Origin of the sequence: Reichenbachiella sp. MSK19-1, assembly GCF_003590315.1 — a bacterium.
Classification (GTDB): domain Bacteria; phylum Bacteroidota; class Bacteroidia; order Cytophagales; family Cyclobacteriaceae; genus Reichenbachiella; species Reichenbachiella agariperforans.
In genome coordinates, this window is the sequence record NZ_MIER01000015.1 from 344869 (window position 1) to 363643 (window position 18775).

The window sequence follows — 18775 nt, forward strand, 5'->3', positions numbered from 1 at the left end:
ATCTAATCGCCAGCGATCTTTACATAGTGCAGTTGTACAAGACCAGATTCGTAACTCGTCGAATTGATGAGTGCAATATCCTGAGGAAGTAACCCGCCTTTGAACAGCCGTTTACCTTCTCCCAAAAAGACTGGTATAATCGAAATAATAAACTCATCAATCAACTGATGCTTCATCATCAATTTGACCAAATCAGCTCCTCCATCACAGACGATATTCTGACCACTCTCTTTTCTCAATTCATCAATCAGATGCTCTATATCATCATTATAAAATATGATATTCTTCTGAGGTAACAGTTCTTGTCTCGTGATCACATAACACTCCATCTTCTCAGCCTGAGGCAGATACCCTACTATATCGACTATCTTATCATAGGTTTTCCTACCCACCAGATAGGTATCCACGTTTTCCATCACAGCAGCATAACCATAATCCTCCCCCTCACGCTCTACTGTATCCAACCAAGACAAATCATCATCCTCTGTAGCCAAATACCCATCAACACTCATACTCACATATAGTATTACCTTTCTTTCGGACATAAATAGTGTTTTAAAAAATCAACTTGTCAATTAGCTACAATTGCTAGCCATGACAGTATCCAAGATAAGAATCCTGATTTAGAAAGAGAATAGTAGAAGCTGATCTTTTTGATGAGAAATTAAAAACCTTGACACATAGAAGAACCTTTACATCACAAAGAAGTCGTCTAATACAGGTTTCTTTGCGGGAAGGTCATCTCTACTTAAGAGTTGTTTGATATTGAGTTCTATCGTATTAGCAATGGCCGATACAGACACATCTGTAGGTCGGTTTTCGAAGGGGTCTTGGAGGTAAAGAGCTGTTTTCTCAAGTAAGAAAAAAGGTAGAGATATCAGTACCAAGAGAGGTATCTCCCACAGTCGATCCACTTCTGCTAGCGCTACTGCAAGCAACGTAATAAATAAGTATATAAACAAATGTAGAAACAACCTATAAGTGGTAGGAAACACCGTGTTTTTGATCCTTTCGGCACGTCCCATACTCTCACACAGCCTAACTAGGGTCTTATCAATTTGTATCTGCTGATATTCATTAACCTTTCCATCTCTAAATATTCGCTTCAGGTCTGCTGATTGCTCGTTGAGCAGTGCTAGGGGAATATTACTATGCTCACTAATGCGTGCAAGCTCCTCAGCACTGATAAACTCATCCAGTTTACCCAACGGAGACAATCCTCTCAGCGACTGTCCCAAACTGTGTGACCACCCCGCCTGACGCATTGCCATTCGCTCTGTGATTTCACATTTCCCATCAGTATGATAGTTGAGCAGTTGCATCGTCAATGTCCTAGAGTCATTGACGATTGCACCCCATATCTTTCGCGCTTCCCACCATCTATCATACGACTGGCTCAGTTTAAAACCCAGCAACAGTGATATCGCCGTACCCATAAAGGCAGGTATGTTAATGGGAATGATTGGGAAATCAATTTTTCGTATCGTAAAGAAAACCCCAATGGACACTAACAGTACCACGATCGCATCTACGTAGGCAAATCGAATAAAGTATTTGAGAGGAATTCTATATCTAACGAGCATACCTGACTACTTAAAGAATGTACTGACTGAGGTCTCTATTTTCTACCATTCCGCTAAGTTTCTCTTGCACCATCGTCTTATCTACCACTATTTGAGCATTCGCTCCGATGACATCTGGAATATCAAAAAGTATATCATTGAGCAGTCGACTCATAACCGTATGTAACCTTCTCGCTCCTATATTTTCTATCTCAGCATTGATATCAAACGCTATCGATGCTATCTCTTCGACAGCCTCATCGCTAAAGCTGACATTCACATCTTCCGCACCGATCAAAGCAATATACTGCTTGGTTAAAGCATTTTTGGGTTCGCTGAGAATACGCACAAAATCAGCTTTGGTCAAGCTCTCCAACTCTACTCTAATCGGGAACCTACCCTGCAGCTCTGGAATCAAATCCGAGGGCTTGGCAAAATGAAAAGCCCCTGCAGCTACAAAAAGCACATGATCCGTATTGATGACGCCATATTTGGTATTGACAGCACTACCCTCTACGATAGGAAGGAGATCACGTTGGACTCCTTCTCTGCTGACATCTGGCCCGCCCTTTTTAGATGACCCTACTGCAATCTTATCTATCTCATCGATAAAAATAATCCCTGTATTCTCCGCTTTGGCAATCGCTTCGTCTTTGACCTCATCCATGTCTATCAAACGAGAAGACTCCTCTTCCATGAGTAGTTTTCGAGCATCAGCGATCGTCACCTTACGCTTTTTACTCTTCTTAGGCATCATGTTGCCGATCATCTCTTGGATATTCATCATGGATGACTCATCCATCTGCCCTCCACCGATCATCCCTACACCAGGTGACGAATTTTGACTCACGCTGATGTCAATCTTGCGATCCTCCAGTTCACGGTTTTTTATTTTCTCTCTAAAACGCTCACGCGTACGTTCGTTCAAATCTTCATCATCAGTCACTGCGTCTCCGTTGCTCTCCACAGTCGACATAGCAGATGTAGATTTCTTTACTGGTGGGATCAGCGCGTCAAGGATGATGTTTTCCACGGCTTCTTCCGCCCTTTCTTTGACTGCCTCTTTTTTGTGGGTTTTGACAAGTGCAACAGCCTGCTCAACCAAGTCACGAACCATGCTCTCCACATCACGCCCGACATAGCCTACTTCTGTAAACTTCGAGGCTTCCACCTTGACGAAAGGCGCATCAGCAATCTTAGCTAGTCGCCTTGCAATTTCGGTTTTACCAACACCCGTTGCCCCTATCATTAGAATGTTATTCGGCACTATTTCACCTTGAATCTCAGTTTTGACATTCATCCGTCTCCATCGGTTTCGCAGTGCGATCGCTACATTTCTCTTGGCACTATCTTGGCCAATGATGTATTTATCCAGCTCAGCAACTATTTCCTTTGGGGTTAAATATTGATCTGTTGACAACATTCTATATTTCGTTTTTATTCAACTCTAGCTTAAAAAAATACCACCTCTCAGACGAATCTCCCCTTGAGAGGTGATGAAATACTTCTATTACTTTTCAGGGAATTCAAATTTCATGGCATTCTGAACCTTTTGAGGAAGCAATGCAATCTCCAAAACCTCATCGACTGTATCCACAAAATGGAAGATCAATCCTTTGATATATCGCTCATCGATTTCATCAATATCCCTTCGGTTCTTCTTGCACAAGATAATCTCATTGATCCCTGCTCTTCGCGCAGCAAGAATCTTTTCTTTGATCCCTCCGACTGGCAGCACCTTTCCTCTCAATGTGATCTCGCCTGTCATGGCCAGCTTATTTTTAACCTTTCGTTGCGTAAAAATAGATGCCAATGAAGTCAGCATTGTGATACCTGCAGACGGCCCATCTTTAGGAACAGCACCCGCTGGTACGTGAACATGCAAGTCGTATAGATCGAAAGCCTTGTAGTTGATCCCTAACTCCTCAGCATTAGATCTGAGGTAGGATAGCGCCGTGATGGCAGATTCTTTCATCACGTCACCCAGCTGACCTGAAAGTGTCAATTTCCCCTTACCTCTACTCAAACTAGACTCAATAAAAAGGATTTCTCCCCCGACAGAAGTCCAAGCAAGCCCCGTCACGACACCTGCCATTTTGTTATTTTGGTACAACTCCTTATCAAAAATTTCTGCTCCTAGTATGCGACGCACCTGCTCTGAATCGACCTTCTTCACATATTCCTCCTCCATCGCAATAGACTTGGCTGCATCTCTCACCAGTGAACCTAATTTTCTCTCTAAGTTTCTCACACCAGATTCTCGAGTATAATCATCGATAACTTTCGAGAGTGACTTTTTATCGATAGATAAGTCAGAAGATTTCAAACCGTGCTCTTCCAGTTGCTTAGGGAACAAATGTTTCTTCGCAATCTCGATCTTTTCCTCCATGGTATAGCCATTGATTTCGATGATCTCCATTCTGTCCCTCAGTGCAGGCTGAATTGTATCCAGTGAGTTCGCAGTAGCGATGAAAAGCACCTTGGACAAGTCATATTCTACCTCCAAGAAATTATCCTTGAATCCGTTGTTCTGTTCTGGATCGAGTACCTCTAGAAGTGCTGAAGAAGGATCACCTCTAAAATTGGTCGCGATCTTATCGATCTCATCCAGTACAAATACAGGGTTAGAAAATTTCGACTTATTGATATTCTGAATCACCTTGCCAGGCATAGCACCTATGTAGGTCTTGCGGTGACCTCTGATCTCTGCCTCATCGTGCACCCCACCGAGAGACATTCTGACATACTCACGGTTCAGTGCTTTAGCAATTGATTTTCCGAGGGATGTTTTACCCACACCGGGAGGGCCAAACAAACATAAGATCGGTCCTTTGAGATCATTCTTAAGTTTTCTAACCGCTAAATACTCGATGATACGATCTTTGACTTTCTCTAACCCGAAGTGCTCTTGGTCTAAGATTTTTTTGGCACGTTTGAGATCAAAATTATCTTCTGACATCTCGTTCCATGGTAATTCTACCAGTAGTTCCGCATAGTTCATCGCAACTGGATATTCAGCTGCCATAGGGTTCATGCGCAAGATTTTATCCATCTCCTTATGAAAATGTTGGGCAATCTCTACTGGCCAATTTTTCTTAGTTCCTCGTTCCCTCAAGTCATCCAGCTCCTGCTCTGGACTCCCCTGACCTAGTTCCTCCTGTAGGACTTTCATCTGCTGTCGGAGATAGTAGTCACGCTGCTGTTGATCTATATCCGTATTGACTTTGTTCTGGATTTCATGTTTGAGTTCCAAAACCTGTATATCCTTCAGCATATACTTCAACAGCAACTCAGCACGCTTCGTACCATCATTGATATCTAGGAGCTTCTGCTTGTCCTTTACATCTGTATTGATGTTGGAACACAAAAAATGAGTAAGAAAGCTAAAACTATCTATGCTCTCCAGTGCCACTTGTGCTTCCTTCGGAATATCTGGATTCAGTTTTAGGATTTTTTTAGCCGCATCTTTAAGCGAATGAATGATTGCCGTACGCAAACTCTCCTCTCCCGATTCGAAATCCTCCTCTAGCAATTTGACACGGGCTGTCAAATACGGATTTTCCTGAACGATCTGTTCGATATTCATCCGCTTTTTACCTTGGATAATGATGGTCGTATTCCCATCAGGCAAAACCAACATTTTCAATATCTTAGCAACCGTACCGGTTCTGTATATTTCCTTTTCTTTGGGATCCTCTGCCAATGGATTTTTCTGAGCAATCACCCCAATGATCTTATTGGTTCTATATGCTTTTTTGACAAGACGTATGGACTTTTGTCTGCCCACCGTAATCGGGATCACTACTCCTGGAAAGAGTACCGCATTCTTAAGTGGTAGTATGGGTAACTCGTCAGGAAGATCATCCTGATGTATTTCGGAATCATCTCCTGTCAAATCCAATGGAATCAAGTCTCCATTGTCATCTTCTGATAAATCCGATAAAAAGCTTGTTGATAACATATTATTTTGCGTCATAAATAACTTCACTTGCCTGTCACTATGGCATAAAACTTAGAATTTCAGCCATATTTTAAAGATACACATAAGTTGCAATCGGTATGCCAAAGTACTTATATTTAATAAGCCTATAAATTCGTTTAGTGCATCTACTGTATTAGTTTTAAAAATCAGCTATTTTCACATTTTATTAATCGAGCATCGTCTTAACCAAAAACGAGTGAATAGTTTCTTAACTATCAAAAATCATATACAACTCCTATTCGCCTTAGTAGTACTACTCGGTATCAGCTATCCTGACGCTACACAGGCGCAATTCTTAAAGAAAAAGCAAGACAGTCAAGCGATTACAGATATAGACACACTGAGCTCGGAGTGGGAATTCAACATCTACAACTTCACCAACGTCAACCGTATCACCGAATACTACAATAAATCCGAACTCCAAAAAATACAAAAACTAGAGGCCAACAAAGACTGGTCAAACCTCTACCCAGTACTACAGGAATATGTCAAAAAATTTGGAATCAGAAATTTCTACGTTGACACCTATTGGATATGGAGACTCGCCAAATTGACAGAGATCTATGGCACAGAAGAAGAAGCTACCTCACTCTACAAACTCGTCCTGCGTCACCACCACAAAAACATAGATATCCGTGAACTCGAACTATACTACGATTCCCTCAATACCCAAGAGACTGAAAATTTCGTACCACTAGACTACTACTATAAGCTCGTCGAACACCGCAAAGCCATCGACACCATCCGTCCACCGCGTGGCGTACTGCTCAACATGGGACGAAAAATCAATTCGAGACATGCTGACTATGGTCCCTCCATAGGTATGAACAATCAGGTTTTGATTTTTACCTCACAAAGAAATGAACGAAGAATCGGGCTGGACTATGTCAAAAATGAAGACCTGTTCATTAGCATCAAAGAAGACGGGTACTGGGAACTCAGTACTGACCTGACTCAAATCAATACACATTACAATGAAGGGTCTGCATGTCTCAGTAAAGATGGTCGGACACTCTATTTCTCTCGCTGCGGTTCTCCGATGGGACTAGGTGACTGTGACATTTTCGTAGCAACCCTCGACCAAGATAGTGTCTGGACCGACATACAAAATCTCGGAACCAATGTAAATAGCCTGACCTGGGACTCTCACCCCTCTCTGTCTCATACAGGGGACACACTCTATTTTGCCTCGGATCGTATGGGAGGATTCGGTCTGTCTGACATTTACTTCTCCTACAAAAACGAAAATGGTGCTTGGATGCCTGCACAAAATCTTGGCCCAGTGATCAACACGCGAAAAAACGAAGTAAGTCCATTCTATCATCCCGAATTCGAAGTGTTGTTTTTCAGTTCCAATGGACAGTTATACAAATTTGGGGAGTTTGATATCTACAAATCCTACCACAAAAGTGGTATCTGGAGCGAACCCATCAACATAGGCCCACTGGTCAATGGACGTGGCAGTGAGTTTTATTTCACCATAGATTCCAAATCCAAAGATCTCTACTACGCACGGTCTGCTACTGACGATCTAAACATGCTGGATCTATACTCTTTCCCCTTACCGATGGAGGCACAGCCACAGGCTCTCACCCAGATAGCGGGGAGTCTCACAGATTCCTTGACTGGAAAACCTTTCACAGGAATCGTATCCGTCATCGACCTAGACGAAGGAGTCGAGGTATCTCCTAAATACCTCAAGCCTGATGGCTCGTTTGAGTTCGATCTGATCAACAACCGCAACTACCTACTGGTTATCCAAGGAGATGAGTTCTTTCGAATAGAAGAAATGTTCTACCTCGATGGGCCAGAAAGGTTCGATGAAGTCACCGACCATATAGCCAGCCGTGTCAAATTCGAATCCATAGAGTTCGACCCAGGTCTCGCCCATCTCAAAAGTGAGATGTACGGTGACCTCAATAAAATCGTCAACTTCATGTATGACAATCCTGACTTCTTCTTGAAAATTTCGGGTCATACAGACAAATACGGTACAGAGGATTTCAATTTGACACTATCGGTAGAAAGAGCCAACACCATCAGAGATTATATCGTGGTTTTTGGGGGAGTCGCTGGAGACCGTGTGATTGCTGAAGGTTTTGGTAGTAACAACCCAATCGTAGAGGAGCACACCAAAGAGGATCAAAACCTCAATCGCCGCGTAGAATTTGAAATCTACCGCCCTGCCAAACCAATCGAAAAAAAGGCTATCGAAGACTTGACCGATGAAGATTTTGATTAACTAGAGCTTGCCCATAACCTCCACTCTCTGCGTTATGCTCATCAATAAAATACTCATTTCCGAAAGGAAATTCCGCTTATTCTACCTCGCATGCCTTGATAGCAAAATTCTGAATCAGCCTCTTTCTATATAGACAGATTCTAACTAATCAGGGATTGTAAAAAAGAAACTACTCCCTTTTCCTTCGATACTTTTAACCCATATTCTACCCTTGTTCAATTTGACGAATTCTTGACAGAGCAACAACCCTAACCCCGTACCCAATTCCTTTTTCGTACCCGGAAGGCTTGATATAGTAGACTCGTCGAATAGTCCCTCCATCGTTTCTGGGCTCATCCCCACTCCCGTATCCTTGATTTGAAACAATATTTCGCCTTCCTGTCTTACGGCTGTGATTTTGATCGTCCCCAACTCATCGGTAAACTTGATGGCGTTGTTGTAGAGGTTACTAATCGTACTCTGTAACGAACGCTGATCAGCTGTAACCATCAGATCAGGAGCAATATCTATCTGCGTCGCTATCATCTTAGATTCTGCACTTGGTCTGTAGTTTTTGATACTATCCTCCGCTACCTCCAATACTACCATTTCTTTTTGATCAACGGCCACCATCTTTTGCTGCGACATAGCCCAACTCAGCAGGTTGTCCAATAGTTCGTACACATTTTCAGAAGCAGAGCGCAGGTGTTTGATGAGTTCCTGCTCTTGAGACGCTGAAAGTTTCATTCCCTTAGCGGATAAAATTTTAATGAGCTCTCTTATGTTCCCTATTGGGCCCCTTAGGTCATGAGCAACAATAGAAAAGAACCTATCCTTACTTTCCAAACTCTTTTTCAAAGCTAGCTCTGACGATTTCAGTTCTGTGATACTCTTCCCAAAACAAGCTACACCTGCCACCTCACTGGCTATTCTGATCGGATTAAAAGAAAGTTCGACGTACGCGGTTTCTCCCCCATAATCAAAAGTTTGTAACTCTTTAAAATGCTCACCCCTTAGTGCCCTATCATACCAACCTTTCCACATCTTTTTCACTCCCTGTCCTTCGGGAGTAGATTCGACGATATTATCACCCACTGATAGCCTCACACCGATAGCTTGCTCATAACCTACGGTCATGGCCGTGTTAATTGTCAACAGGTTGTAATTCCTATCCACTGACCAGATCGCATCACTCGTATTCTCTATTTGAGCGATCAGGTACGCTTCATTCTGAATCACCTTTAGTTCCGCTAACCTTCTCTCAGTTATATCTCGGGAAGTACATGCTGCGCCTACAACCCGCTCATCTTCTATGATGGGCACCAGTACAACCTTCACATAAGACGATACACCACGGATATCAAATTGATCCTCAAACTCTACCTTCTCTCCCTGTAGTGCTAACTCGTAGCGTTCAACCCACATTGAGTTTAAAGGTTCCGGGACATTCTCGAGGATATAATCTCCTGGCTTGAGTGCATAGCCAAAAGCAGTTTTAAAATCCTCCGACATGTTACGGTTCACCACCGTGCATATCAAATCACGATCATAAGACCATAAGCGATCTTCTGAATGATTTATCTGGTCTAATAATTCTTTCTCCATAATCTAGGTAGGTCTACAACTAAAAAATAGGCCTATTTACATTCAATTCAAAATTCATACTGATTTTGATAATACTCCTAGTTATGAAAAAGTTCAGTCTTAAAATCAAGACATGAAGCTAAAACAGCTACAAATCAATAATACACCGCCACTTCACTGAGCAATTTCCGATCAAAATCAGGTACATAAACCTCATCTTCGGGGTAGCCCACAGGCAGTACCAAAAAAGCACGTTCATTATCTGGTCTTTCTAGAATATCAGAGAGAAAATTCATCGGACTAGGTGTATGGGTCAGCGTCACCAATCCCGCATGATGCACTGCCGAGATAAACATCCCCGCGGCAATCCCCACCGACTCATTGACATAGTAGTTGTTAGACTTAACACCTGACGCATCACGCTCAAAGACTCGTTTAAACAATACGACCAGATAAGGAGCTGTCTCTAAAAACGGTTTCTTCCAATCCGTACCAATAGGTTTCAAATCATCAAGCCAACGCTCACTCATACGTGACTGATAGCTCTCATATTCTTCCTTTTCAGCTGCTTCACGGATTTTGGATTTAATGCCAGAGTCTGTCACTACACAAAAAGTCCACGGCTGTTTGTGTGCCCCTGAGGGCGCAGTAGACGCTGCACGTATTATATTATCTAATACTTCTTTGGGGAAAGAACGGTCAGAAATCTCTCGTACACTGCGACGCTTATCTAGCCACTCATAATATGCCTTGCTTCGTTCTCGCATTTCATCTTCTGCATAGCTCTGTGTATCATATTTCACATGTCTGAATCCATTGACATCTTTCGTTTTCATCTTTCAATCTATTTTAAAGGCTGTTGTATGTTTATTCTTTGACAGGACGAATTGACTCTTGACATGTGCAATATTGGAGTTGACAGATAGCTTAGCCAGTATAAATGACTGAAAAGACTCTATATCTCTCGTTACGATCTTAAGCATATAATCAAAATCACCCGCTATGTGATAACACTCCTGCACCTCTGGATACTCATTCATCTCACCAATAAATTTATCCAAATATGATCGCGTATGATTCTTGAGAGAGATAAAAACAAAAACCGTCAGCTTCTTATCAATCTTTCGCTGATCCAAAAGTGCAACATATTGCTTAATAACTCCTTCCTTTTCTAACCTCTTGACTCGATCAAAAACAGGAGTCGTCGACAGCCCCATCTTTTCTGCCAATGCCTTGTTCGTAATTCGCCCTTCGGCTTGCAACAGGCTCAAAATCTTAACATCTACCTCGTCTAATAATGCCATTTTTAGAATTTAATTATCCCACAATCTCACGCATATAATTTTAAAGAACTATCAATAACAAAAATCAAAATAAACATCACTTAATTCTTATTACATATATTTTATCAGCATATACACACATCAAATATAACATATTAATACTTTTATTCTTTTTTAAATTATGTATTGAGTGAAAGAGTTATTAAGAAAATTTGAACAAAAAAGACCCGAAGTGGTATTCGAGTGGTACGATGACGAAACAGGTGCAGAAGGCTGGGTGGTAATCAATTCACTACGTGGTGGAGCTGCGGGTGGCGGTACTAGAATGCGTCTTGACCTAAACCGAAATGAGGTAGAATCTCTCGCCAAGACCATGGAGATCAAATTTACCGTATCAGGCCCTCCTATCGGTGGTGCCAAATCAGGAATCAATTTTGACCCCTCAGACCCACGAAAAAAAGAAGTCCTAGCGCGATGGTACGCAGCAGTCACCCCACTACTAAAATCGTACTATGGCACAGGGGGTGATCTAAACGTCGACGAGATACATGAGGTCATCCCGATCACAGAATCCAACGGACTATGGCACCCACAAGAAGGGGTTTTTAACGGTCACTTCCAACCCAACGAAGCAGACAAAATCAACCGCATCGGACAGCTCCGCCTTGGTGTTATCAAGGTCATCGAGGACACCACATACTCCCCCGACCCAAAACGAAAATATACCATAGCAGACATGATCACAGGATTTGGTGTAGCAGAAAGCATCTCTCACTACTATGAGCTATGGAATGACGAACTAGTAGGCAAGCGTGTCACCATACAAGGCTGGGGCAATGTCGGTGCAGCAGCGGCCTTTTATCTATCTGCAAAGGGAGCTAAAATCATCGGAATTATTGACAAAAGTGGAGGATTGATCCGTGAAAATGGTTTCTCTCACGATGAAATCGTTTCCCTCTTTGTATCCAAAAAGAAGAACACCCTCACGCATCCTGAACTCCTCAGCTACGAAGAGGTAGACAATAGAATCTGGCATCTCAAAACTGATATTTTTGTACCTGCCGCAGCGTCTCGGTTGGTCGATCGCTATCACGTGGACCGCATGATCGCTAGTGGGCTGGAGTTGATCGCTTCTGGTGCTAATGTACCATTTGCCGACAGAGAGATTTTTTATGGCCCGATCAGCGAATACGTGGATCACCAAGTCGCTGTGATCCCCGACTTTATCGCCAACTGTGGCATGGCACGAGCCTTTGCTTATTTCATGCAAGGAAAAGCAGACCTCTCTGATTTGGCCATCTTCGAGGACACATCCCGTACTATCAAAAATGCACTGATCAAAATCCACCAAGTAAATCCATCCAAAACAGGATTGACACAGACAGCATTCGAAAATTCATTGACCCAATTATCCCCTCAACCCTTAGAAATAACAACACCATGAAAACACAACCCATACAAAAAATATTCGCCGAAGCAGACGATTTCTTACCCCTCAATGGCACAGACTTCATCGAACTGTATGTAGGCAATGCCAAGCAAGCAGCCCATTATTACATGACGGCATTTGGTTTTCAACCTCTCGCGCACAGTGGTCTAGAAACTGGCAATACAGAAACCGACTCCTACGTACTCATACAGGACAAGATCAAACTAATCCTGACCTCACCACTAGTAGCGGGTACTAAAATCGGCAAACACATCGATGCACACGGTGATGGAGTCAGAGCTGTCGCACTGTGGGTGGATGACGCGACCTATTCTCATCAGGAGACCGTTCGTCGGGGTGCAAAATCATTCCTCGCACCCGAAACACACAAAGACTCAAATGGCGAAATAATCATCTCTGGCATCCACACCTATGGGGAAACCGTTCACTACTTCGTAGAGCGAAAAAATTATAACGGCGTCTTTATGCCAGGCTACCAACCATGGAACCCAAACTATAACCCCAGCCCAATAGGACTGAAATATGTTGACCACATGGTCGGCAATGTTGGCTGGGGCGAGATGAACCAGTGGGTCGATTTCTATGCAGATGTGATGGGATTTGCTCAATTGATCTCCTTCGATGATAAAGATATCTCGACCGACTACACCGCCTTAATGAGCAAGGTTATGAGTAATGGCAATGGTCGAATCAAGTTCCCGATCAATGAACCTGCTGAGGGGAAAAAGAAATCCCAAATCGAAGAATACCTCGATTTCTATGGATCACCTGGCATACAACACATCGCTGTAGCGACTGACAACATCATAGAAACCGTCCAGTCGATGCAAGCCCGTGGAGTAGAGTTCCTGCAGGTACCCGCCAGCTACTACGAAACCGTACTAAACCGCGTCGGAAAAATAGACGAAGACATTGCTCCGCTACAGAAACTAGGCATACTGGTAGATCGAGATGATGAAGGCTACCTCCTACAGATTTTTACCAAACCAGTTGAGCCACGACCCACGTTGTTTTTTGAAATCATCCAGCGAAAAGGTGCGCAATCATTTGGTAAAGGGAACTTCAAAGCGCTCTTTGAAGCGATAGAACGAGAACAGGAGATGAGAGGAACGCTGTAGGGTGATAGAACTCCATGGCTTTTTGTTGAGCGGGTTGGTTTGGTGCATGAAGCTGTAGCGTGGACTTGCAACCGACATAGACGAACGCGTTGCAAACGCGCCCGATCGGGGCGGGTGTTCCAGATTTCAAACAGCAAAACTCCCCCATCACCAGGCGGTAAAAGAAGTCAAAATTCTGTCCAAAATGAAGGGTGGTTTTTCCGTCCCAAAAGCACTCCAAAAAGTCCCTAAAAAAGGAGGCAAAAACAACCACCTGTGGTTGGCGCTTCAATCACCTGTGGTTAAGACCCGGACCACCTGTGGTTGGTCGCTCAACCACAGGTGGTTTAAAAGCCCTTCTCACCCCCCTCCATTGCCTCTAAACGCACTTTTTTCAAGCACACAAAACAAAGTGTGAAAACGAGAGATTTGAGCAGAAATGGAAGCCTTCTGATGTGGGGAAAAAGAGGCGATTTATCGCATAGATATCAGTCGCACCCGATGGGGCGCGTTTGCAACGCGTTCCTTATTCGATGATTTCAACCCCGATGGGGCGGAGTGCCTTCAGACGCTGTACTGTTTAATGTCTCCGCATTGCAAATGCTAAACCATGCCCTCCTCGTTACAAAGGAGGACGAGTTGGGGTTGGGTTTGTTCTTCCACTATTATTTGGTATATAAATCAACACCCTTTTTGAACTTGTTTATTATATCATCTCGCATTTCACGAGAATTGTCATCAACAATATCTTCACTTTCAAACATGACATATAACAAAGAGAAAGTGTGAATCAACGTGTTTACAAATTCGAAATATTGAATAGTCGATTTTATATCTATGAGAAAGCTCTTCGATTCAATATTAATTTTTGAATTCATATCAATCCAACTCATATATTTTTTGATATCGTCTTTTTCTTTGTCTGCTATTTGAGGGTAGCCATTATTATGCTTTACTGCATTCGAAATAATTCGAATCTTGTTAAGAGACGGAATATTTATTGGGTTCAAGAAATCAATCGACAAAATATCTTCTAAATAGTCAGCCAATTTAAAGTCACCTTCGATTTCATAGGCATCTATCAATAAGTTGTTGTTTCTTTTTATTCCTTTTGTAAATCCTTCTATTTTATGAAAAAGACCAACATATCCAAATCTTATAGTTTCGTAAAGACTTTCTTTTAAGTCAATATCAGTGGCATTTATCAATGATTTATACTTCGACTTTATAAAATCATTCTTAACAAGGGCAACAGTCTTGTTAGCAGCTGGAATGAATTCTGTCTTATATAGAATGTGAAAATTATTAATGTCAAGAATATGCTGTGTAAAGTAAGTCCACATTCTCATTGCTTCTGGACTTTCGAGAACCATATGATGATTCTAGACATTAGTTATCGAATTGAATATTGCTTCAAATATGTTGTCGATACTATTAACTCTCTTCTTATTAGACATAATCTATAATTCAAAACATTACAATCTCCCGATGGGGGGCGTTTGCAACGCGTTTCTTATTCTATAATTTCAACTTCTAGCAAGCCTCACCTCCCAGCATAATCTCTAGCTGAACTATACCAGTAATATTCCGGCTCATCCACAATCTCCGAGACAACAGGGTTTTGGTTAATATAGTCCACCTTTTCATCAAGAAAATTATTGGACTCCAATTGTTTGGAGTGATTGCCATCTCTGAAATAAAATAAAGATAGGCATTGCAACCGACATAGACGAACGCGTTGCAAACGCGCCCGATCGGGAGTACCCCTATCCTGGGCTGAGGCGGCTGATATAAAAAACGTATTAAACCCTAGGGTTACGCAGAAGGATCAAACTGTGTTGCTTGGCCTTATAGTGGTTGTAGATAAGTAGGTATTTGGGGAGGGTATGATTACCTCTCAGAACAATCTCCTGAGGCACTTCTTCACGTGCAAACAGCTCAGTCGCCAACCAAACTGCAAAAGCCGTGGCTGTAGGGTACTCGCCCACGAGATTTTTAAAGCTGTAGACAGCTTGACAATTAAATGCATCCTGAAAATCATAATACCAGCCATCATGACGTGCATCCCCGTTCATGCCCACCATCAGTGCGACCTCTTCTTTTGAGATAGCATGCCCATCCAATATCTGCGCTGCCCTATCTTGCAATGACAACTGTGTGGCAAAATTCATCTGATCCACTGCCAGTACTTGCGCCAGCGCGTGCTCTGGATCATCATCGATGACGAACATCGTCGCGCCTTCTCCTTTGACCGTCCCAGCAGTCTGGGATGCAAACAATTCTGTATCGTTAACTTCATCAGTTTTGAACCAGCCCGCCTGCAAATCCATGTTGAAATTATGATCAGATATCTCTTCTAATCCTCCCAACAACAAAGACTTTACTTGTCCTTCTTCGAACAACATCATCGCATCCAGCAAAGCTGCCTCAAATGCCAAACCGTAGTTAACATGCGTGATATTATATCCCGTATTCTTGGTCATCATGGCAAGGCTACCTGCAACCGCATTTGGTGTACTTTGCACAAAATTGGTAGGCGTCAGTGTCCCTTCGTCGTACTCCAATATCTGACGGAGAAACTTAAAACTATCATCTATCCCACCATTGGCAGTCCCGAGAACGATCCCGTCCTGTGTTCCTTGTCCTTGGAGTGTCATCAGACCTGCACCGACTCCCATACGTACGGCTTTATTCATCCGACGGAGCAGTGCTCTTGGGATCATCTCTATGTAACTTGGTTCTGCTGCATAGCATTTGTTTCCCGTCCAAGCGGTGACTCCTTCGGTAAACAAACTTCCGTCTACAGTATGCTGTGGCGATATGGCAGTAGCTGCTTTGATATACATTAGAGATGCTGTTTAAAAACGAGTGATGTACAATTCCCTCCAAACCCAAAAGAATTAGACAGAACCGCGTTTATCTCTTGTTGCTCTTGATATGCAGCGATAGGTAGTTCATCCAGTGGTGAAATCGGCTGCTCACAGTTGAGACTAGCGTACAACTCGCCGTGCTCCATACTCATCAAACTGTAGACTGCCTCTAACGCTCCGGCAGCTGCTAAAGTATGCCCCGTAAAACTCTTAGTAGAACTAAATGGCGGTAGATGTTCACCAAACAATTTGCCCAATCCTGTGATCTCGATCAGGTCATTGTTCTCAGTAGCCGTTCCGTGAGCATTGATATAGTCTATACCAGCAGGCTCCAGTCCTGCATGATCCAACGCTGCCCGCATACAAGCGATAACGCCCACAGCATCTTCAGATAATGCAGAGGCATGATAGGCGTCGTTACTGTTGCCATAGCCTGAGACCGTTCCGTATATTTTTTTCCCTTTCGCGCATGCCTCAGACTCCAATACGAGATAAGCTGCTGCTTCACCTAGATTCAACCCTTTTCTATTTGCATCAAATGGCCTACATAAATCCTCTGACAGAATTTGTAGAGAGTTAAACCCATTGACCGTGAACTTAGCAAGACTATCTGCTCCCCCCACGATTACCCTATCCGCTCGACCAGATCGAATCAAGCGCGCGCCCATCATGATGGCATTGGCAGACGAAGAGCAAGCTGTGTTAATGGTATTGGTGAATCCATGAATGCGGTATTGCTCCACGATTCTCAGCGTATGCGAACAGTAGTCATAGGATTCTAAAAACGCTGTACGCTGCGCTCGATTGCTTCCATCTTCGAACACTTGATCGGTCAGTACCATTCCTCCTACTGTACTCCCTGAGATAAAACCCGTCCTAGGATGAGAAAGGGTATCGCTATCCAAACCAGCCTCCTGAATCGCCTCTTCGAAGGCTTTGAAAGCAATCAAATCCGTACGCGTCAGTCCTTTCATCTCTGGAACAGCCAAACTAGACAGCATCTCTTCATCCGACATTTTGATCTCTCCAAAAGGATGGCTCTCTGTAAATTTAGACGTGAAGTATTTGGAAGCCTTACTCAGTCCTGTCTGACCTGTAATAAGACGCTGTCGATTTTCAGCTACGTTGTTACCGATAGCTGAGATCGCTCCCCTCCCCGTAACAACTACTTTGATCATATTTTAGAAGAATTGGCGAGTATGTAGTCCGCCATGACATTGACATCCACGAGGATTTTGCGTCCATCACTCGGATTGTTGATTTTAATTCCATACTCACGCTCTAGCAACACGACCAACTCTATAGAGTCAATAGAATCCAAGCCTAGCTCAGGACCGAATAGCGGTTCGTCATCCTTGATATCCTCTGGTTTAAGATCCATCAAATTGAGGTATTGAATGATCTTTTCTTTAATCTCTATCTTCAGTGTTTCCTTATCCATAATAGTAATTTTAGAGCAGCTTTTCGATGCGCAACCTGCTCAATGTGATCGCTTGACATACCAACACAAATGCAACGATGTATACAATAATAGGAAATAGTTCTTTCCAACTTCCTCCTTTCAAAAATAAAATATAGAATCCCTCCAGACACCAATGAAGCGGAGAGATAGCTGTCAGCGTCTGCATATATCCTGGCATCACAAAGGTAGGAACCCATATCCCACCAATCGCACCGAAGATAATCACAGAAACCGCTCCTATCCCAATACACTGTTCCATCGTCTGGGAGATTGTCCCTATCATCAGCGAAAAACTAACTGCAGCTAAACTAGACAACAAAGACATCAGTACAAATGCGCTCACATTGTCAGGCAATACCAATACTGGCAAATCCAATGATGGGAAAATCAACATACTGATTCCGAATATCACAGCGATCTGCAACATAGCAACCACGACATAGACCAACATTTTCCCTACTAGCACCATCACAAAACTCGACGGCATGGTCTTCAGTCGCATAAAGCTACCATTGATGCGCTCCTTCACTACATTAGAACCTAGAGAGACCACCATAAAAAACATAGCAAAAAGCGTCCAAGCAGGCACGTTGTGTTGGGTAGAATTAGGAATAATGGCTTTGTCTGAAGTTGAAGCAGTACGCTTCACGATTTCCACCTGATTGGCTAGCATCTGGTCGATCATAGCCTCCTCATCCAAATCCTGCTCCATCAACTTGTAAACCGACCTGATCATCAGTTTGTTTTCGATCACATTAAGGTATGATGACAACATGCGCGAAATCGATTCAGAAAAATTCTCTTGCAGTACTGGATCGATGTAAAGTTCTAATTCAGGGACGCTAATGGGCCGCTTTTTTGAAGCTTCCATTACCCCTAATTCAGACATCATAGTCTCGCTGGTCTGGTTCGCCTTGCTAATCAATGCACTACTAAAATCAGCTGGTATATACAGTGCTGCCAGTTGATTGTCATCGATAAGCGCTCGCTCCAGAGCCTCACTATTCAACCCATCGTCCTGCGATAGTATAAAAAAACCAGAAGCATCCATCAACTCGAATAACACGTCTCCTTGTCCCCCTTCGTCCTGATTAGAGACCAGCATACTCAGCTTGCTTTCATTGACGATCTTGTAGGCACTATCCTGTATGATCGTGATGATAAATACCAAGAGCATCGGCATCACGAACATCACCGTCAGCCCTAGTTTATCACTGAACAGGATGATCAATTCCTTTTTTATGGACGTAGTGAATTTAAACAT

15 protein-coding genes are annotated in these 18775 nt (G+C 43.0%); 3 read left to right on the forward strand and 12 right to left on the reverse strand.

Annotation, left to right across the window (positions count from 1 at the left end; all coding sequences use genetic code 11):
• Positions 1 to 2 precede the first annotated feature (2 nt).
• From BGP76_RS09710 to lon, 4 genes are all read right to left on the reverse strand, one after another.
• A complete protein-coding gene (locus BGP76_RS09710; RefSeq protein ID WP_073124108.1) occupies positions 3 to 545 on the reverse strand; it encodes a dihydrofolate reductase family protein in 543 nt (180 codons plus the stop codon).
• 147 nt (positions 546 to 692) lie between these two features.
• Complete coding sequence (locus tag BGP76_RS09715) at positions 693 to 1583, reverse strand: bestrophin family protein (protein ID WP_119844522.1); 891 nt, start codon at positions 1581 to 1583, stop codon at positions 693 to 695.
• A 10-nt stretch (positions 1584 to 1593) separates the two neighbouring features.
• On the reverse strand, positions 1594 to 2985 hold the full coding sequence (hslU, locus tag BGP76_RS09720) for an ATP-dependent protease ATPase subunit HslU (RefSeq protein WP_119844523.1): 1392 nt from the start codon (positions 2983 to 2985) through the stop codon (positions 1594 to 1596).
• Positions 2986 to 3072: 87 nt separating this feature from the next.
• A complete protein-coding gene (gene lon, locus BGP76_RS09725) occupies positions 3073 to 5523 on the reverse strand; it encodes an endopeptidase La (RefSeq protein WP_119844965.1) in 2451 nt (816 codons plus the stop codon).
• A 217-nt stretch (positions 5524 to 5740) separates the two neighbouring features.
• On the opposite strand from lon, the gene BGP76_RS09730 reads away from it, so the two are divergent.
• A complete protein-coding gene (locus BGP76_RS09730) occupies positions 5741 to 7786 on the forward strand; it encodes an OmpA family protein (RefSeq protein ID WP_255416103.1) in 2046 nt (681 codons plus the stop codon).
• Positions 7787 to 7930: 144 nt separating this feature from the next.
• On the opposite strand, the gene BGP76_RS09735 is transcribed toward BGP76_RS09730, so the two are convergent.
• The 3 genes from BGP76_RS09735 to BGP76_RS09745 all read right to left on the reverse strand — a co-directional run bounded on the left by BGP76_RS09735 (position 7931) and on the right by BGP76_RS09745 (position 10653).
• Positions 7931 to 9370, reverse strand: a complete 1440-nt coding sequence (locus BGP76_RS09735; protein ID WP_119844524.1) for a PAS domain-containing sensor histidine kinase — start codon at positions 9368 to 9370, stop codon at positions 7931 to 7933.
• Positions 9371 to 9504: 134 nt separating this feature from the next.
• The gene (locus BGP76_RS09740) at positions 9505 to 10185 is read right to left on the reverse strand and encodes a nitroreductase family protein (protein ID WP_119844525.1); all 681 of its coding nucleotides are present in this window, start codon (positions 10183 to 10185) and stop codon (positions 9505 to 9507) included.
• Positions 10186 to 10188: 3 nt separating this feature from the next.
• Complete coding sequence (locus tag BGP76_RS09745) at positions 10189 to 10653, reverse strand: Lrp/AsnC family transcriptional regulator (RefSeq protein ID WP_119844526.1); 465 nt, start codon at positions 10651 to 10653, stop codon at positions 10189 to 10191.
• Between the two features lie 169 nt (positions 10654 to 10822).
• On the opposite strand from BGP76_RS09745, the gene BGP76_RS09750 reads away from it, so the two are divergent.
• A complete protein-coding gene (locus BGP76_RS09750) occupies positions 10823 to 12076 on the forward strand; it encodes a Glu/Leu/Phe/Val dehydrogenase dimerization domain-containing protein (RefSeq protein WP_119844527.1) in 1254 nt (417 codons plus the stop codon).
• On the forward strand, positions 12073 to 13200 hold the full coding sequence (gene hppD, locus BGP76_RS09755) for a 4-hydroxyphenylpyruvate dioxygenase (protein ID WP_119844528.1): 1128 nt from the start codon (positions 12073 to 12075) through the stop codon (positions 13198 to 13200). Before BGP76_RS09750 ends, hppD begins: the two co-directional genes overlap by 4 nt.
• Before the next feature lie 644 nt (positions 13201 to 13844).
• Here the strand turns inward: hppD and BGP76_RS09760 are convergent.
• From BGP76_RS09760 to BGP76_RS09780, 5 genes are all read right to left on the reverse strand, one after another.
• Positions 13845 to 14552: a hypothetical protein gene (locus BGP76_RS09760; protein ID WP_119844529.1), complete on the reverse strand. Its 708-nt coding sequence runs from the start codon at positions 14550 to 14552 to the stop codon at positions 13845 to 13847.
• Positions 14553 to 14981: 429 nt separating this feature from the next.
• Positions 14982 to 16025, reverse strand: coding sequence for a beta-ketoacyl synthase chain length factor (locus BGP76_RS09765; protein WP_119844530.1), 1044 nt, complete (start codon positions 16023 to 16025; stop codon positions 14982 to 14984).
• Entirely contained in the window at positions 16025 to 17227 is a 1203-nt protein-coding gene (locus BGP76_RS09770) for a beta-ketoacyl-[acyl-carrier-protein] synthase family protein (RefSeq protein WP_119844531.1), read from the reverse strand. Before BGP76_RS09770 ends, BGP76_RS09765 begins: the two co-directional genes overlap by 1 nt.
• Positions 17224 to 17490 (reverse strand): phosphopantetheine-binding protein, encoded by a 267-nt coding sequence (locus BGP76_RS09775; protein ID WP_073125512.1) that lies wholly within the window; start codon positions 17488 to 17490, stop codon positions 17224 to 17226. Before BGP76_RS09775 ends, BGP76_RS09770 begins: the two co-directional genes overlap by 4 nt.
• Positions 17491 to 17500: 10 nt before the next feature.
• On the reverse strand, positions 17501 to 18775 hold the full coding sequence (locus BGP76_RS09780) for an ABC transporter permease (protein ID WP_119844532.1): 1275 nt from the start codon (positions 18773 to 18775) through the stop codon (positions 17501 to 17503).

What these genes read in the sequence shown, in the direction of transcription:
- BGP76_RS09715 (WP_119844522.1), bottom strand. Translation starts at nt 1,583, where the DNA reads ATGCTCGTTAGATATAGAATTCCTCTCAAATACTTTATTCGATTTGCC.
- BGP76_RS09740 (WP_119844525.1), bottom strand. Translation starts at nt 10,185, where the DNA reads ATGAAAACGAAAGATGTCAATGGATTCAGACATGTGAAATATGATACA.
- hppD (WP_119844528.1), top strand. Translation starts at nt 12,073, where the DNA reads ATGAAAACACAACCCATACAAAAAATATTCGCCGAAGCAGACGATTTC.
- BGP76_RS09780 (WP_119844532.1), bottom strand. Translation starts at nt 18,775, where the DNA reads ATGTTTAAATTCACTACGTCCATAAAAAAGGAATTGATCATCCTGTTC.
- BGP76_RS09760 (WP_119844529.1), bottom strand. Translation starts at nt 14,552, where the DNA reads ATGGTTCTCGAAAGTCCAGAAGCAATGAGAATGTGGACTTACTTTACA.
- BGP76_RS09775 (WP_073125512.1), bottom strand. Translation starts at nt 17,490, where the DNA reads ATGGATAAGGAAACACTGAAGATAGAGATTAAAGAAAAGATCATTCAA.
- BGP76_RS09735 (WP_119844524.1), bottom strand. Translation starts at nt 9,370, where the DNA reads ATGGAGAAAGAATTATTAGACCAGATAAATCATTCAGAAGATCGCTTA.
- BGP76_RS09745 (WP_119844526.1), bottom strand. Translation starts at nt 10,653, where the DNA reads ATGGCATTATTAGACGAGGTAGATGTTAAGATTTTGAGCCTGTTGCAA.
- lon (WP_119844965.1), bottom strand. Translation starts at nt 5,523, where the DNA reads ATGTTATCAACAAGCTTTTTATCGGATTTATCAGAAGATGACAATGGA.
- BGP76_RS09710 (WP_073124108.1), bottom strand. Translation starts at nt 545, where the DNA reads ATGTCCGAAAGAAAGGTAATACTATATGTGAGTATGAGTGTTGATGGG.
- BGP76_RS09765 (WP_119844530.1), bottom strand. Translation starts at nt 16,025, where the DNA reads ATGTATATCAAAGCAGCTACTGCCATATCGCCACAGCATACTGTAGAC.
- BGP76_RS09770 (WP_119844531.1), bottom strand. Translation starts at nt 17,227, where the DNA reads ATGATCAAAGTAGTTGTTACGGGGAGGGGAGCGATCTCAGCTATCGGT.
- hslU (WP_119844523.1), bottom strand. Translation starts at nt 2,985, where the DNA reads ATGTTGTCAACAGATCAATATTTAACCCCAAAGGAAATAGTTGCTGAG.